Genomic DNA, 15,483 nt, shown 5'->3' on the forward strand with positions numbered 1-15,483 from the left:
GCCCTAGCCCTAGCCGGGCGCCACGTCGAGCCCGTTGGCCGCGGCTATCGCCGCGCGGGCCCACTCGTGACGGAAAACAGCGGGCGAGATCCGGTCGCGACGGATCATCTCCACGTCGATCGCCTTTCCGTTCGTGATCGCCCCCGGCACGCGGAAGGAGAACGCCGGTTCGTCGGTGGCCACGGCCAGGATGGCGTCGGTGTCGGCAAACCCGTTGGCGCGCATGATATTTTCCGCCCAGCGGAAGGGTTTCTGGCCGCCGAAGCTTTTGACATACACCACCCACAGCCGGGTGCCGCGCTGGTTGTAGAGCCGGGTGAGGGCGCGGTTGACCGCGTCGGACTCGAGCGGGCCGAGGACGTTCGATTGATCGGTGACCTGGCTGGACAACGTGATCGTCGCAGTCGTCGTGGGCGACCCGGCGCCGCCGGTGGATGGCGCGGTCGATGGCGCCGTGCCGCCCGAGTGCCGGGCGTGGCCGCCGAACACCTGGACGCCGACGACCGTGGCGACGCCGAGCAGCGCGACGGCGACCAGGGCGGCGATCACGGTGGCCCGCCCGCGCCGCCTCCCGCCCGGTTCGGGGGATGTCGAAGGGGTGGGAGTAGCGATCACTTCGGTGGGCGCCGGGATCCCCTCGGTGGGCGGCAGGATCGCCTCGGTCGCGGCCGGCTGTCCCGACAGCGCGGCCGCGAAGTCCGCGCACGTCGGGTACCGCTCGTCGGGATTCTTCGCGAGCACCTTGGCGATCACCGGGTCGAGCTCGGCCAACTCCGGTCGGCGTTCGCTCACGCGCGGCGGCGGAGCGGAGAGATGCTGGCTGATGACCACGGCCGGGTTGGAGTGGTGATACGGGGCGACCCCGGTCAGCAGGTTGAAGGCGGTGCAGCCCAGCGCGTACTGGTCGGCCCGGGCGCCGAGGTCGGCACCCTGCAGCTGCTCGGGCGCGCAGTACGCGGTCGTCCCGACGAGCATGTTCGTCGCGGTCAGGCCGCTGATCTCGCCCAGCTCGCGGGCGATCCCGAAGTCCGCCAGCAGGATCCGCCGTCGCGGGCTGGCCTCGCTGAGCAGGATGTTGGCCGGTTTGACGTCGCGGTGCAAGAGGCCGCGGGAGTGCGCGTAGTCGAGGGCGTCGGCGACCGCCGAGATGATCTCGGCGACCGCGGCTTTCGGCATGCCCGACGGGTACTGGCTGCGCAGCAGCTGGGCCGCGTCGGTGCCCTCCACGTAGTCCATCGAGATCCACAGCGCGCCTTCGAATTCGCCGCGGTCGTGGATGCCGACGATGTGCTCGTGGTAGAGGCTCGCCGCCAGGTCGGCCTCCCGCATGAAGCGCCGGCGGAACTCGTCGTCGGCGGTCAGGTCGCGGGGGAGGATCTTCAACGCGTCCCGGCGCGGTAGCCGCGGGTGCTGTGCCAGGTACACCTCGCCCATCCCGCCGGCGCCCAGGCGCCGCACGATGGTGTACCCGGCGAACACCTCCCCTTCGGTGAGGCCTTCCGCTTGCGGCATGTGAGCATGCTACTGAGGCCGTGCGCCCCAGCGACCGTGATTCGCCTGGATGGCGCCCGTCGGATGCGCGCCGGTCGCTGACATCCGTGAGAATGGCGGGCGATGTTCAAACCGGTGACGTGGACCGCGGTCATGCCCCTGCTTGCCGTCGTCGTGCTGGCGCTGATCTGGGGGCGGCACCTCGGGCCGGTGCTCATCGCGCTGGCGGCCGCGCTGCTGGTCGGCGCCGTCTTGGCCGCCGTACATCACGCCGAGGTGGTCGCGGCCCGAGTCGGCGAGCCGTTCGGGTCGCTGGTGCTGGCGGCCGCCGTCACCGTGATCGAGGTGTCGCTGATCGTCGAGCTGATGGCGTCCGGCGGCAGTGAAACCGCGACGCTGGCCCGGGACACCGTGTTCGCCGCGGTCATCATCACCACGAACGGGATCGCGGGGCTGTCGCTGCTGACCGGGTCGCGGCGGTACGGCGTGACGCTGTTCAACGCGGAGGGCAGCGGGGCGGCGCTGGCGACGCTGACCACGCTGGCGACCCTGAGCCTGGTGTTGCCAGCGTTCACCACCAGCCACGTGGGCAGGGAGTTCTCGCCCGGGCAGCTGGCCTTCGCCGCCGTCGCCTCGCTGGGGCTGTACCTGCTGTTCGTGTTCACGCAAACCGTCCGGCACCGCGACTTCTTCCTGCCGGTCGCACAGCGGGGGCAGAAGCGGCTCTTCGAGGACGAGAGCCACGCCGAGCCGCCGAGCGCCCGGGCGACGCTTCTCAGCCTGGCGCTGCTGATCGTCGCGCTGGTCTCGGTGGTGGGCCTGGCCGAGCAGGAGTCGCCGGCGGTCGAGCGGGCGGTGACGGCGGCGGGATTCCCGCAGACGTTCGTCGGCGTGGTGATCGCGACGCTGGTCCTGCTGCCGGAGACCCTGGCGGCGCTGCGCGCGAGCCGGCGGGGCCGCATCCAGATCAGCCTGAACCTGGCCTACGGTTCGGCGCTGGCCAGCATTGGGCTGACCATTCCGGCGATCGCGCTGGCCAGCATCTGGCTCAGGGGGCCGCTCGTCCTCGGCCTCGGCCCGCTGCAACTGGTGCTGCTGGCGCTGACCGTCGTGATCAGCATGCTGACGGTGGTGCCGGGGCGGGCCACCCGGCTGCAGGGCGAACTGCACCTGGTGCTGCTCGCCGCGTACGTCTTCCTTGCGATCAACCCGTAGGCAGGGCGCGCAGCGTCTCGAGTGCCTTGTCGGCGTGGGTGTCCATGCTGAACTCGCTCGCGATCACGTCGAGCACCTTGCGGTCGGTGCCGATGACAAAGGTGGTGCGCTTGACCGGCATCAGCTTGCCCAGCAGGCCGCGCTTGACCCCGAACTGCTTGGCCACCGTGCCGTCGGCGTCCGACAGCAACGGGTAGTCGAAGTGCTGCGTCTCGGCGAACTTGGCCTGCTTCTGCACGGGGTCGGTGCTGATGCCGATCCGGCTGGCGCCCACCGCGGCGAATTCGGCCGCCAGGTCGCGGAAGTGGCAGGCCTCTTTGGTGCAGCCCGGCGTCATCGCGGCGGGGTAGAAGAACAGGACGACGGGCCCGTCGGCGAGCAGGCCGCTGAGCGTGCGGGGCGTGCCCGCCTGATCGGGGAGTTCGAAGTCCGCGACGGTGTCACCAGGTTTCATGGCGGTCACGCTACGCCCGGGGCGGCGAGCCGCCTGGCGTGGATCTGCGAGGATGGTCCGGTGCACGACCACCTCGCCGCAACCACCTCACGGGAGCACTTCCGCCGGCTGGCGGCGGAGCACCGCGTGGTGCCGGTGACCCGCAAGGTGCTGGCCGACAGCGAGACGCCGCTCTCGGCGTACCGCAAGCTGGCCGCCAATCGCCCGGGTACGTTTCTGCTCGAGTCCGCGGAGAACGGCCGGTCCTGGTCGCGGTGGTCGTTCATCGGCGCGGGCGCGCCGTCCGCGCTGACGGTGCGCGACGGCGAAGCGGTGTGGCTGGGCGCGGTGCCGCGGGACGCCCCGACCGGGGGCGATCCCCTGCGGGCACTGCGGGCCACCCTCGAACTGCTGGCCACGGCCGCGCTGCCCGGCCTGCCGCCGCTGTCCGGCGGCATGGTCGGCTTCTTCGCCTACGACCTGGTGCGGCGCCTCGAACGCCTGCCGGAGCTGGCCGTCGACGACCTGCATCTCCCGGACATGTTGCTACTGCTGGCGACGGACCTGGCGGCGGTCGACCACCACGAGGGCACCATCACCCTGATCGCCAACGCCGTGAACTGGAACGGCACCGACGAGCGCGTCGACGAGGCCTACGACGACGCCGTCGCCCGGCTCGACGTGATGACGACGGCGCTGGGCCAGGCGCTGCCCTCGACGGTCGCCACGTTCAGCCGGCCCGAGCCCCGGCAGCGCGCGCAGCGCACCGTCGAGGAGTACACCAAGATCGTCGACTACCTCGTCGAGCAGATCGCGGCCGGCGAGGCCTTCCAAGTGGTGCCCTCGCAGCGCTTCGAGATGGACACCACGGTCGACCCGATCGACGTGTACCGGATGCTGCGCGCGACCAACCCGAGCCCCTACATGTACCTGCTACACGTGCCGAACGAGCAAGGCGCGACCGACTTCTCGATCGTCGGGTCCAGCCCGGAGGCGCTGGTCACGGTGGCCGACGGCTGGGCGACGACGCACCCGATCGCCGGGACGCGGTGGCGCGGCAAGACGGAGGAAGAGGATCAGCAGCTGGAAAAAGACCTGCTGGCCGACGACAAGGAGCGCGCCGAGCACCTGATGCTGGTCGACCTGGGTCGCAACGACCTGGGCCGGGTCTGCACGCCGGGCAGCGTGCGCGTCGAGGACTACAGCCACATCGAGCGCTACAGCCACGTGATGCACCTGGTGTCGACGGTGACCGGGATGCTCGGCGAGGGCCGCACGGCCCTGGACGCGGTGACCGCGTGCTTCCCGGCGGGAACGCTGTCGGGCGCCCCCAAAGTGCGGGCCATGGAGCTCATCGAAGAGGTCGAACAGACGCGCCGCGGCCTCTACGGCGGCGTGGTCGGCTACCTGGACTTCGCCGGCAACGCCGACTTCGCGATCGCCATCCGCACCGCGCTCATGCGCGCCGGCACCGCCTACGTGCAGGCCGGCGGCGGGGTGGTCGCCGACTCCAACGGTCCGTACGAATACACCGAGGCGTCCAACAAGGCGCGTGCGGTGCTCAACGCGATCGCCGCGGCCGAGACGCTGACCGCCCCGCTGCCGGGCCGGGATGGCTGACCGCCGCCCGGGCCGGCGCACAATCGTGCTGGCCCAGCTGCTGCTGGTGGTGGCCGCCGGGGCGCTGTGGGCGGCGTCCCGGTTGCCGTGGGTCGTGGTGCGCTCCTTCGACGGGTTGGGGCCGCCGAAGGCGGTGACCCTGTCGGGCGCCGCGTGGTCGACGGCGCTGCTTCCGTTGGCTCTGCTGCTGGTGGCGGCGGCCGCGGCGGCCCTGGCGGTGCGCGGTTGGCCGCTGCGCGTGCTGGCGGTGCTGGTGGCGGTCGCCGGCCTGGCGGCCGGCTATCTGGGCATCAGCCTCTGGGTGCTCCCGGACGTGGCCGTGCGCGGCGCCGAACTGGCGCGCATCCCGTTGATGACGCTGGTGGGCAGCGAGCGGCACCGGTGGGGAGCGGGGATCGCGGTGGCCGCCGCCGGGTGCAGCGTGATCGCCGCCGTGTTGTTGATGCGCTCGGCGTCGATCCTCGGCTCGGACGGCCCGGACGTCGCCAAATATGCGGCTCCGGCGACGCGTCGGTCGAAAGCCCTACGCGAAAGCGAAAATGGGGCGATGCTGGAGGAGCCCGAGACGCCGAAGATGTCCGAACGGATGATCTGGGATGCGCTCGATGAGGGTCGGGACCTCACGGAGCGACCCGGCGAGGCGGACAGCGAGGGTCGGTGACGGGCGGTGAGCCAAAGGCCGCTACCCTTCTTGACATCGTCCAAGAAGGTGGCGACGACGGGGGGACCGTGGGCACGGCGGAAGGAAACCGAAAGGCATGAGTCCGGCATCCGTGCTTGACTCCATCCTCGAAGGAGTCAGGGCCGACGTTGCCGCGCGCGAAACCCTGATCAGTCTGTCGGAGATCAAGGCGTTGGCCGCGGCGGCACCGCCGCCGCTCGATGTGATGGCCGCCTTGCGCGAGCCTGGCATCGGCGTCATCGCGGAAGTCAAGCGCGCGAGCCCGTCGGCCGGTCCGCTGGCGACCATCGCCGACCCGGCGAAGCTTGCCCGCGCCTACGAGGATGGCGGTGCGCGGATCATCAGCGTGCTGACCGAGGAGCGGCGCTTTCACGGGTCGCTCGACGACCTCGACGCGGTGCGGGCGGCGGTGTCGACCCCTGTGTTGCGCAAGGATTTTGTGGTCCAGCCGTATCAGATCCACGAGGCCCGCGCGCACGGCGCGGACATGCTGTTGCTCATCGTCGCCGCGCTCGAGCAGTCGGCGCTGGTGTCGATGCTCGACCGCACGGAATCGCTGGGCATGACGGCGCTGGTCGAGGTGCACACCGAAGAGGAGGCCGACCGCGCGCTCAAGGCCGGTGCCAACGTCATCGGCGTCAATGCCCGCGACCTGGCGACGCTGGCGGTGGACCGGGATTGCTTCGCGCGCATCGCTCCCGGCTTGCCCAGCAACGTGATCCGCATCGCCGAGTCCGGCGTGCGCGGCACCGCGGACCTGTTGGCATACGCCGGTGCGGGCGCCGACGCCGTCCTGGTCGGTGAGGGTCTGGTCAAGAGCGGTGACCCGCGCGCCGCGGTGGCCGATTTGGTCGCCGCCGGCACCCACCCGTCCTGTCCGAAACCGGCTCGCTGAACGTTGTTGTGCGCTGAAACGTTGAACCCGATGAGCCGCCCCCGCGTTGAGCCTTGGTGATGGAAGACCTGTCCGGTTCGGATCTTCCGCGTTTCAGTGCGGCCATCGCCGAACCCACCAGCCACGACCCCGACGCGGGCGGCCATTTCGGCCCCGGCGGCTGGGGTGGCCGCTACGTCGCCGAGGCGTTGATGGCGGTGATCGAAGAGGTCACGACCGCCTACGAGAAGGAACGCGTCAATCAAGACTTCCTCGACATCCTGGATGATCTGCAGACCCACTACACCGGCCGGCCGTCGCCGCTGTACGAGGCGACGCGCCTCAGCGAACACGCCGGCGGTGCGCGCCTCTTCCTTAAGCGAGAAGACCTGAACCACACCGGTTCTCACAAGATCAACAACGTCCTCGGTCAGGCGTTGCTGGCCCGCAGGATGGGCAAGACCCGGGTGATCGCCGAGACCGGGGCCGGCCAGCACGGCGTGGCAACCGCCACGGCGTGCGCGCTGCTCGGCCTCGACTGCGTGATCTACATGGGCGCCGTGGACACCGCGCGGCAGGCCCTGAACGTGGCGCGGATGCGGCTGCTGGGGGCGGAGGTGGTTTCCGTCGAATCCGGCTCGCGGACGCTGAAGGACGCCATCAACGAGGCGTTCCGCGACTGGGTGACCAACGCGCACAACACGTATTACTGCTTCGGCACGGCGGCCGGTCCGCACCCCTTCCCGACCATGGTCCGCGACTTCCAGCGCATCATCGGCCTGGAGGCCCGCGTGCAGATCCAGCGGCAGGCGGGCCGGTTGCCCGACGCCGTAACCGCCTGCGTGGGCGGCGGATCCAATGCCATCGGCATCTTCCACGCGTTCATCGACGACCCCGACGTGCGGCTGGTGGGGTTCGAGGCCGCCGGGGACGGCGTCGAGACGGGCCGGCACGCGGCGACGTTCGCGGGTGGTTCCCCGGGGGCGTTCCAGGGATCGTTCTCCTACCTGCTGCAGGACGAAGACGGCCAGACCATCGAATCCCATTCGATCTCGGCCGGTTTGGACTATCCGGGGGTGGGTCCCGAACACGCGTACCTCAAGGAGACCGGCCGCGCCGACTACCGGCCGATCACCGACACCCAGGCGATGGACGCGTTCCGGCTGCTGTGCCGCACCGAAGGCATCATCCCGGCGATCGAATCCGCGCACGCGGTGGCGGGCGCCCTCCAGTTGGGAGCCGAATTGGGCCGGGGCGCAATCATTGTGGTGAACCTGTCGGGTCGCGGCGATAAGGACGTCGAGACCGCCGCCAGGTGGTTCGGGCTGATGCCGCCGTCCGACGATGCGGGCCGGCAATGACGGTGGAGCCAAGCCCGGCGAGCAGGCTCGCCCCGGTCTTCGAGGCGTGCCGCGGGGAAGGCCGCGCGGCGCTGATCGGCTACCTGCCGACGGGCTACCCCGACGTTGCTAAGTCGGTCGACGCGATGACCGCTCTCGTCGAATCCGGCTGCGACATCATCGAGGTCGGTGTGCCGTATTCGGACCCCGGCATGGACGGCCCGACCATCGCGCGGGCGACCGAGGTGGCGCTGCACGGGGGAGTGCGGGTCCGGGACACCCTCGCCGCCGTCGAGGCGATCAGCTCGGCGGGCGGGGACGCCGTGGTGATGACGTACTGGAACCCGGTGCTGCGGTACGGCGTGGACGCGTTCGCGCGCGACCTCGCGGCGGCGGGCGGGCGCGGCTTGATCACTCCCGACCTGATCCCCGACGAGGCCGACCGGTGGCTGGCGGCGTCGGACGAGCATCGGTTGGATCGGATCTTCCTGGTGGCGCCCTCGTCGACGCCGCAACGGTTGGCGATGACCATCGAGGCTTCCCGCGGGTTCCTCTACGCGGCCTCCACGATGGGGGTGACCGGGGCGCGGGATGCCGTTTCGCAGGCGGCGCCGGAACTGGTGGCTCGGGTGCGGCAGCTGTCTGGCATACCCGTCGGCGTGGGCTTGGGGGTGCGATCCCGCGAGCAGGCAGCGCAGATCGCCGGTTACGCCGACGGGGTCATCGTCGGCTCCGCCTTGGTGTCGGTGCTGGGCGACGGTGGCGTGCCGGCCTTGCGCGCGTTGACCGAGGAACTCGCTCACGGCGTGCGCGACAGGGTCGCGGCCTCATGACGATGGCGCCCACGTACTTCCCCAGCCCGCCGCAGGGGGTGTGGCACCTCGGGCCATTGCCGATCCGCGCCTACGCGCTGTTCATCATCACCGGCATCGTGGTCGCCCTCGTCATCGGCGACCGCCGCTGGGAGGCCCGCGGCGGCCAGCGGGGCGTGATCTACGACGTCGCGCTGTGGGCCGTGCCGTTCGGCCTGATCGGCGGCCGGCTCTACCACCTGGCTACCGACTGGCGGACCTACTGGGGACCCGGCGGTGCGGGGTTCGGCGCGGCGCTGCGCATCTGGGACGGCGGCCTTGGCATCTGGGGCGCGGTGGCGCTCGGCGGCGTCGGCGCGTGGATCGCCTGTCGGCGCCGGGGAATCCCGTTGCCCGCCTTCGGCGACGCGATCGCCCCTGGGATCGTTCTGGCTCAGGCGATCGGACGGTTGGGCAACTACTTCAACCAGGAACTCTACGGCCGCGAGACCACGCTGCCGTGGGGGCTGGAGATCTTCTACCGCCGTGACCCGTCGGGATACGTCGACCCGCATTCGCTCGACGGCGTCTCGACGGGGCAGGTGGCGCTGGTCGTGCAGCCCACGTTCCTCTACGAACTGATCTGGAACGTCATCGTTTTCGCCGCGCTGATCTACCTGGACCGGCGGTTCACGCTGGGACATGGGCGGCTGTTCGCCCTCTACGTGGCCGGCTACTGCATCGGGCGCTTCGGCGTCGAGCTGCTGCGCGACGACACGGCGACCCACATCGCCGGCATCCGGATCAACTCGTTCACCTCGACGTTCGTGTTCATCGGTGCGGTCGTGTATCTCATCGTGGCGCCGAAGGGGCGCGAGGACCCCGAGAGCCTGCGTGGCAACGAAGGCGTCGTCGAGGTGTCGCCGGAACCGGAGCCGGTGGCCGCCGCGGATGCGTCCGAAGCGGCGGAGCCCGAACCCGAACAGCCCGACGAGCCGGAAGTTCCCGAGCCCGAGGACGAAACCGAGGGGCCCGACACGGACGAGTCGGAGCAGCCCGAAGGGTCCGAGGAGGCCGCAGAGTCCGAGGAGGCCGCGCCGGGCGCACCCGCCGGCGACGGCGAGGTGCGCCGCGGGCGCTGGAGCCTGCGCAGGCAGCGCTAGCGCGAGCGGGTCGTCGAAAATCTCTTAGGGCGTCGCGATGGCCGATCTGTCATGCTGGCACGGTGACCGAACCGTCGCCGCCGGACCCCGCTAGTTTCGGTGGGCCGCCCCCGCAGCCGCCCGGGTATCGGCCGGGCTATCCGCCCCCATACCCGCAGTATCCGGCGCCGGGCGGTTACTACGACCCGTCCGCCCCGTTCGGCCGCCACCCGGTGACGGGGCAGCCGTATTCGGACAAGTCGAAGACGATCGCGGGCCTGCTCCAGCTGCTCAGCCTGGTCGGCGTCGGTGGGATCGGCCGCTTCTACATCGGTGACATCGGCATCGGCGTGGCGCAGCTGCTGGTCGGCTGGCTCACCTGCGGGATCGGACTCATCTGGAGCGTCGTTGACGCGATCCTCATCCTCACCGACAAGGTGCCCGACTCGCAGGGTCGCCCCTTGCGCGATGGAACCTGAGCACCGGCCGCGCGCCGCGCCCCGGCGCCGCTACCCGGCCGTCGGGACCGCGGCGCTCCTCGGGGGCGCGTTGGGCTACGTCGGACTCGTCGACCCCCACAACACCAGTTCGCTCTATCCGCTGTGTCCGTTCAAATGGCTCACCGGCTGGAACTGCCCGTTCTGCGGCGGGCTGCGGATGACCCACGACCTGCTGCACGGCGACCTGGTGGCCGCCATCAACGACAACCTCTTCCTCGTGGTTGGCCTCCCGCTGCTGGCCGGTGGGGTGCTCCTCGGCCGCCGCGCGGGCAGGTCCGCGCCGCCGACGCCGGCGGTGCTGGCGACCGTCGTCGCGGCGACCCTATGGACGGTGCTGCGCAATCTGCCCGGATTCCCGTTGATTCCGACCAACAGTGGGTAGCCCGGGCATTAAGCCCGGCGGTCAACGAGCGCCCCGGGCCGCGCGCGCGACTATGCTGGGGCGCCGTGAGTAGACGCGGGAAGATCGTCTGCACCCTTGGCCCTGCCACCGCCTCGGATGAGCTGATCGCAGCGCTTGTCGATGCCGGAATGGACGTCGCCCGACTGAACTTCAGTCACGGTGACTACGCCGACCACAAGGTCGCCTACGAACGCGTGCGGGCCGCCTCCGACGCCAGCGGCCGCGCCGTCGGTGTGCTCGCCGACCTGCAGGGCCCCAAGATCAGGTTGGGCCGCTTCGCCACCGGGTCCACGTACTGGGCCGACGGCGAGGTCGTGCGGATCACCGTCGCGGAATGCGAGGGCACCCACGACCGCGTATCCACCACGTACAAGACGCTGGCCAAGGACGCCGTGGTCGGTGACCGGGTCCTGATCGACGACGGCAAGGTGGGCTTGGTGGTCGATGCCATCGAGGGCGACGACGTCGTCTGCACCGTCACCGAAGGCGGGCCCGTCAGCAACAACAAGGGCATGTCGCTGCCCGGCATGAACGTCTCCGCGCCCGCCCTGTCGGAGAAGGACATCGAGGATCTCACCTTCGCGCTGGACCTCGGCGTGGACCTGATCGCGCTGTCCTTCGTCCGCTCGCCGTCCGACGTCGAGCTGGTCCACGAGATCATGGACCGGATCGGGCGGCGGGTGCCGGTGATCGCCAAGCTGGAGAAGCCCGAGGCGGTCGACAACCTGGAAGCCATCGTGCTCGCGTTCGACGCCATCATGGTGGCGCGCGGCGACCTGGGTGTCGAGCTGCCGCTCGAAGAGGTCCCGCTGGTGCAGAAGAGGGCCATTCAGATCGCCCGGGAAAACGCCAAGCCCGTCATCGTGGCGACGCAGATGCTCGACTCGATGATCGAGAACTCGCGGCCAACGCGGGCGGAGGCTTCCGACGTCGCCAACGCCGTGCTCGACGGAGCCGACGCCGTGATGCTGTCCGGCGAGACCTCGGTGGGGAAGTATCCGCTGGCCGCCGTGCGCACGATGTCGCGCATCATCTGCGCCGTCGAGGAGAACTCCACGGCCGCGCCGCCGCTGACCCATGTGCCGCGCACCAAGCGCGGGGTGATCTCTTACGCGGCCCGGGACATCGGCGAGCGGCTCGACGCCAAGGCGCTGGTCGCGTTCACCCAGTCCGGCGACACCGTCAAGCGGCTGGCGCGCCTGCACACCCCGCTGCCGCTGCTCGCGTTCACCGCCTGGCCCGAGGTGCGCAGCCAACTCGCCATGACGTGGGGCACCGAGACCTTCATCGTCCCGATGATGACGTCCACCGACGGCATGATCCGCCAGGTCGACAAGTCGCTGCTGGAGCTCGGCCGCTACAAGCGTGGTGACCTGGTGGTGATCGTCGCCGGCGCGCCGCCTGGCACAGTAGGGTCGACCAACCTGATCCATGTGCACCGGATCGGGGAGGACGACGTCTAGCGCCCGGTCGTCCGGCCTGGTCTGCGGCCCCCGCGCGGCGGGGGCAGAGGCGCGCAATCGAGCCCTTGAGGAGAGCCCGTGCCGGCTGGCGACGAGCCGAACGTCCGCGAAGACACCTACTCGGATTTCGAGGAACTGCTGGCCATCCTCGACCTTGACCGCGTCGGCGACGACCGGTTCGTCGGCAGTCACCCGAGCAAGAACCCGATGCGGACGTTCGGCGGTCAGCTCATGGCCCAGTCGTTCGTCGCGAGTTCCCGCACGCTGACGCGCGACGACCTGCCGCCAAGCGCGCTGTCGGTGCACTTCGTCAACGGCGGTGACACCGGCAAGGACGTCGAGTTCCACGTGATGCGGCTGCGCGACGAGCGGCGCTTCGCCAACCGGCGGGTGGACGCCGTGCAGGACGGCCTGCTGCTGTCGTCGGCGCTGATCTCCCACATGTCCGGTGGTCCCGGACTCGAGCACGCCGTCGAGCCGCCCGCGGTGCCCGAGCCGCACACGCAGCCCCGGATCGCCGAGCTGTTGCGGGGGTACGAGGAGACCGTCCCGCACTTCGTCAACGCCCTGCAGCCCATCGAGTGGCGCTACACCAATGACCCGGCGTGGGTGATGCGGGACAAGGGTGAGCGGCTCCCGCACAACCGGGTCTGGGTCAAGGCGCTGGGGGTCCTGCCCGACGATCCGGTGCTGCACACCGCGGTCATGGTGTACACCTCCGACACCACCGTCCTGGACTCGGTGATCACCACGCACGGGTTGTCGTGGGGGTTCGATCGCATCTTCGCCGCATCCGCCAACCATTCGGTCTGGTTCCACCGGCAGGTCGACTTCAACGACTGGGTGCTGTACTCGACGTCGTCCCCGGTGGCCGCCGATTCCCGCGGCCTGGGCACCGGCCATTTCTTCGATCCGTCCGGGCAACTCCTCGCCACCGTCGTGCAGGAGGGCGTGCTGAAATACTTCCCGCCCCCGCGCCGATAACTCGGGTGAGAGGGCGCCCCTGGAGCCCCTGAGAGCCTCGAGAATCCCGTTCGTCGGGGCTCTCACCGGGGGTAAGTTGCAGCTAGCCGGGTACGCGGTGCAGAGGTGGCAACTGGCCGCCCAGCTGATTTCAGCGCATCGGGAGGTGAGAGATGAAACCATCACCGGTCGACGGCGCGGCGAGGCCTCGCGCCCGCGAACGGGTGGTCGTTCACGCCGACACGCTCGCCGCCCGCTGGATCGGCGCCCTGGCCCTGCTCTGCGCCGCGGGCTGGCTCGTCGTCATCCTCGTCCGCCACCATCACAACCCCGGTTGGCACTACGCCGATCGGCTGGGGTGGTCGCTGACGGTCCTGGGGGCGGTGGCGTTCATCGCCCGGGGCATCTTCCTGGGGCGCCCGGTGACCGCCGCGCACGCGGCTTCGGCCGCCATCTTCGTGCTGGGCGGACTCGGCGCCCACGTGCTGTCGTTCGACCTGCTCGGCGCCGTCCTGATCGTCGGGTCCGGGCCGGCGCTGATGTGGTCGACGGCGGCGCGCCCGCGGCCCGGCGACCTGCCCCGGGCCTGGGCGCTGATCGACGCCACCCGGAACGATCCGCTGGCGCCGTTCGCCATGCAGACGGGCAAGTGCTACCACTTCACCGCCGACGGCGCCGCGGCGCTGGCCTACCGGACCCGGCTGGGATTCGCCGTGGTCGGCGGCGACCCGATCGGAGACGAGGCGAAATTCCCCGAGCTGGTCGCCGACTTCGCGGCCACCTGCCACGCGCACGGCTGGCGGATCGCGGTGGTGGGCTGCGGTGAGCGCCGGCTCGGGCTGTGGACCGACCCGGCGGTGATCGGGCAATCGCTGCGGCCGGTGCCGATCGGCCGCGACGTCGTCATCGACGTGTCGGGCTTCGACATGGCGGGGCGAAAGTTCCGCAACCTGCGCCAGGCGGTCAAGCGCACGCACAACTGCGGCATCACGACCGAGATCGTCTCCGAGCAGGCGCTCGACGAGGGGCTGGTCGCCGAACTGGCCGACGTCGTGCGGGCGGCGTCCCGCGGGTCGGGCACGCAGCGGGGCTTCTTCATGAACCTCGACGGTGTGCTGGAGGGCCGGTTCCCCGGGATTCAGCTCATCATCGCCAGGGATGCCTCGGGCCTGGCGCAGGGCTTCCACCGTTACGCCACCGCCGGCGGCGGCGGCGACGTCAGCCTCGACGTGCCGTGGCGCCGCCGCGGGGCGCCCAACGGCATCGACGAACGGCTCAGCGTCGACATGGCGCTGGCCGCGAAAGAAGCCGGCGCGCAGCGTGTCTCGCTTTCCTTCGCGGCCTTTCCGGAAATCTTCGACGAGCGGAACCGCAGCCGCATCCAGCACGTCTTCTATGTCTTGATCCACGCACTGGACCCATTGATCGCGCTGGAGTCGTTGTACCGGTACGTTCGCAAGTTCCACGCTCTGGATTCCCGGCGCTACGCCCTGATCTCGATGACCCAGCTGATTCCGCTGCTGTTCGTGTTGTTGTCGGTCGAGTTCATGCCGCGCCGGCGACACCTCTAGGCGGCCGGTTGACTTGCGATCACGGCGATTCGACAGGAATGGCCGCCGGTCGGGGTGCGTTGGTTGCGGCATGCCCACCGGAACCTTCCTGATGCCCCGCCCTGACGCCCGCAACCTTGTCGACGACGTGATCGAACAGGCCAGGCGCGCCCACGAACTCGGGGTGCGCCAGGTCTGGCTCGCCCAGCAGGCCACCTACGACGCGATCGCGCTGTCCGGGCTGATCGGGGCGGCGGTGCCGGGCCTCGGGGTCGGCACCTCGGTCGTGCCGATCAACCCCCGCCACCCGTTGATCGTCGCCGCTCTGGCCCAGACGGCCCAGGCCGCCGCACACGGCAACTTCAGCCTCGGGCTGGGATTGGGCGCGCGGGCGCTGGAACGGCAGATGTTCGGCGTCGACTGGACCAACACGATTCAGCGGCTGCGCGAACATCTGACGATCCTGAACTCCGTCTTCGACACCGGAGACGTCGACGTCCATGGCGCCGAGCTGACCGCCAGCCCCTTCTGGCCGGCGCGCGTCGCCGGGGGGTCCCCGGTGCCGGTCTACGTGGCCGCGATGGGTCCGAAGGCGTTGCAAGTCACCGGCGAACTCGCCGACGGCACGCTGCCGTATCTGGCGGGGCCGCGCACGATCGGTGAATTCATCGTCCCGACCATCACCGCGGCGGCGGCCGCGGCGGGCCGCCCGTCGCCGCGCATCATCGCGGCGGTGCCCGTGTTGGTGACCGACGACGTCGACGCCGGGCGGGCTTTCGCCGCCGAGCACCTGGGCTTCTACGAAACCATCCCGTCCTACCGGAACGTGATCGCCCGCGAGGCCGTCACCAGCATCACCGACCTGGCTGCGATCGGGTCCGAGGACGCCGTGCGCAAACAGCTGCGCAGCTACCTCGATGCGGGCGCGACCGACGTGGTGATCAACCCGGTGGACCGCTCGGAATCCGTTGACCGAGAGGCGCTTTGGCGGCTTGCCGCGTCGGTCTGAGACCTCG

General features: G+C 70.4%; 15 protein-coding genes. 13 read left to right on the forward strand and 2 right to left on the reverse strand.

What is annotated here, in order from left to right:
- Nucleotides 1-9: 9 nt before the first annotated feature.
- Nucleotides 10-1,512, reverse strand: a complete 1,503-nt coding sequence (locus SKC42_RS09395; RefSeq protein WP_330964026.1) for a serine/threonine-protein kinase — start codon at nucleotides 1,510-1,512, stop codon at nucleotides 10-12.
- 102 nt (nucleotides 1,513-1,614) lie between these two features.
- On the opposite strand from SKC42_RS09395, the gene SKC42_RS09400 reads away from it, so the two are divergent.
- A complete protein-coding gene (locus SKC42_RS09400; protein WP_330964027.1) occupies nucleotides 1,615-2,706 on the forward strand; it encodes a calcium:proton antiporter in 1,092 nt (363 codons plus the stop codon).
- Here SKC42_RS09400 and SKC42_RS09405 read toward each other — a convergent pair.
- Complete coding sequence (locus tag SKC42_RS09405) at nucleotides 2,696-3,160, reverse strand: peroxiredoxin (protein WP_330964028.1); 465 nt, start codon at nucleotides 3,158-3,160, stop codon at nucleotides 2,696-2,698. The two genes, SKC42_RS09400 and SKC42_RS09405, sit on opposite strands and share 11 nt — an antisense overlap.
- Before the next feature lie 60 nt (nucleotides 3,161-3,220).
- Between SKC42_RS09405 and SKC42_RS09410 the strand changes: the two genes are divergently transcribed.
- The 12 genes from SKC42_RS09410 (at nucleotide 3,221) to SKC42_RS09465 (ending at nucleotide 15,476) form a co-directional block, all read left to right on the forward strand.
- Nucleotides 3,221-4,759, forward strand: coding sequence for an anthranilate synthase component I (locus SKC42_RS09410; RefSeq protein WP_330964029.1), 1,539 nt, complete (start codon nucleotides 3,221-3,223; stop codon nucleotides 4,757-4,759).
- Nucleotides 4,752-5,420 (forward strand): TIGR02234 family membrane protein, encoded by a 669-nt coding sequence (locus SKC42_RS09415; RefSeq protein WP_330964030.1) that lies wholly within the window; start codon nucleotides 4,752-4,754, stop codon nucleotides 5,418-5,420. The genes SKC42_RS09410 and SKC42_RS09415 overlap by 8 nt, the downstream gene beginning before the upstream one ends.
- Before the next feature lie 97 nt (nucleotides 5,421-5,517).
- A complete protein-coding gene (trpC, locus tag SKC42_RS09420; protein WP_330964031.1) occupies nucleotides 5,518-6,336 on the forward strand; it encodes an indole-3-glycerol phosphate synthase TrpC in 819 nt (272 codons plus the stop codon).
- Nucleotides 6,337-6,395: 59 nt separating this feature from the next.
- A complete protein-coding gene (gene trpB, locus SKC42_RS09425) occupies nucleotides 6,396-7,676 on the forward strand; it encodes a tryptophan synthase subunit beta (protein ID WP_330964032.1) in 1,281 nt (426 codons plus the stop codon).
- On the forward strand, nucleotides 7,673-8,488 hold the full coding sequence (trpA, locus tag SKC42_RS09430) for a tryptophan synthase subunit alpha (protein ID WP_330964033.1): 816 nt from the start codon (nucleotides 7,673-7,675) through the stop codon (nucleotides 8,486-8,488). The genes trpB and trpA overlap by 4 nt, the downstream gene beginning before the upstream one ends.
- Nucleotides 8,485-9,609, forward strand: a complete 1,125-nt coding sequence (locus SKC42_RS09435; RefSeq protein WP_330964034.1) for a prolipoprotein diacylglyceryl transferase — start codon at nucleotides 8,485-8,487, stop codon at nucleotides 9,607-9,609. The genes trpA and SKC42_RS09435 overlap by 4 nt, the downstream gene beginning before the upstream one ends.
- A gap of 62 nt (nucleotides 9,610-9,671) precedes the next feature.
- Nucleotides 9,672-10,067 (forward strand): TM2 domain-containing protein, encoded by a 396-nt coding sequence (locus SKC42_RS09440; protein WP_330964035.1) that lies wholly within the window; start codon nucleotides 9,672-9,674, stop codon nucleotides 10,065-10,067.
- A complete protein-coding gene (locus SKC42_RS09445) occupies nucleotides 10,057-10,470 on the forward strand; it encodes a DUF2752 domain-containing protein (RefSeq protein WP_330964036.1) in 414 nt (137 codons plus the stop codon). Before SKC42_RS09440 ends, SKC42_RS09445 begins: the two co-directional genes overlap by 11 nt.
- A gap of 65 nt (nucleotides 10,471-10,535) precedes the next feature.
- The gene (gene pyk / locus SKC42_RS09450; protein WP_330964037.1) at nucleotides 10,536-11,954 is read left to right on the forward strand and encodes a pyruvate kinase; all 1,419 of its coding nucleotides are present in this window, start codon (nucleotides 10,536-10,538) and stop codon (nucleotides 11,952-11,954) included.
- Between the two features lie 78 nt (nucleotides 11,955-12,032).
- Nucleotides 12,033-12,938 (forward strand): acyl-CoA thioesterase II, encoded by a 906-nt coding sequence (locus tag SKC42_RS09455; protein WP_330964038.1) that lies wholly within the window; start codon nucleotides 12,033-12,035, stop codon nucleotides 12,936-12,938.
- Nucleotides 12,939-13,090: 152 nt separating this feature from the next.
- Entirely contained in the window at nucleotides 13,091-14,488 is a 1,398-nt protein-coding gene (locus SKC42_RS09460) for a bifunctional lysylphosphatidylglycerol flippase/synthetase MprF (RefSeq protein WP_330964039.1), read from the forward strand.
- Between the two features lie 70 nt (nucleotides 14,489-14,558).
- On the forward strand, nucleotides 14,559-15,476 hold the full coding sequence (locus tag SKC42_RS09465) for an LLM class F420-dependent oxidoreductase (RefSeq protein ID WP_330964040.1): 918 nt from the start codon (nucleotides 14,559-14,561) through the stop codon (nucleotides 15,474-15,476).
- Nucleotides 15,477-15,483 lie beyond the last annotated feature (7 nt).

Source organism: Mycobacterium sp. 050134, assembly GCF_036409085.1.
Classification (GTDB): domain Bacteria; phylum Actinomycetota; class Actinomycetes; order Mycobacteriales; family Mycobacteriaceae; genus Mycobacterium.

Bases quoted from the DNA above. Each gene is read 5' to 3' on its own strand.
- SKC42_RS09395 (WP_330964026.1), bottom strand. From the start codon at position 1,512: ATGCCGCAAGCGGAAGGCCTCACCGAAGGGGAGGTGTTCGCCGGGTAC.
- SKC42_RS09400 (WP_330964027.1), top strand. From the start codon at position 1,615: ATGTTCAAACCGGTGACGTGGACCGCGGTCATGCCCCTGCTTGCCGTC.
- SKC42_RS09405 (WP_330964028.1), bottom strand. From the start codon at position 3,160: ATGAAACCTGGTGACACCGTCGCGGACTTCGAACTCCCCGATCAGGCG.
- SKC42_RS09415 (WP_330964030.1), top strand. From the start codon at position 4,752: ATGGCTGACCGCCGCCCGGGCCGGCGCACAATCGTGCTGGCCCAGCTG.
- trpC (WP_330964031.1), top strand. From the start codon at position 5,518: ATGAGTCCGGCATCCGTGCTTGACTCCATCCTCGAAGGAGTCAGGGCC.
- trpB (WP_330964032.1), top strand. From the start codon at position 6,396: ATGGAAGACCTGTCCGGTTCGGATCTTCCGCGTTTCAGTGCGGCCATC.
- trpA (WP_330964033.1), top strand. From the start codon at position 7,673: ATGACGGTGGAGCCAAGCCCGGCGAGCAGGCTCGCCCCGGTCTTCGAG.
- SKC42_RS09435 (WP_330964034.1), top strand. From the start codon at position 8,485: ATGACGATGGCGCCCACGTACTTCCCCAGCCCGCCGCAGGGGGTGTGG.
- SKC42_RS09445 (WP_330964036.1), top strand. From the start codon at position 10,057: ATGGAACCTGAGCACCGGCCGCGCGCCGCGCCCCGGCGCCGCTACCCG.
- SKC42_RS09460 (WP_330964039.1), top strand. From the start codon at position 13,091: ATGAAACCATCACCGGTCGACGGCGCGGCGAGGCCTCGCGCCCGCGAA.
- SKC42_RS09465 (WP_330964040.1), top strand. From the start codon at position 14,559: ATGCCCACCGGAACCTTCCTGATGCCCCGCCCTGACGCCCGCAACCTT.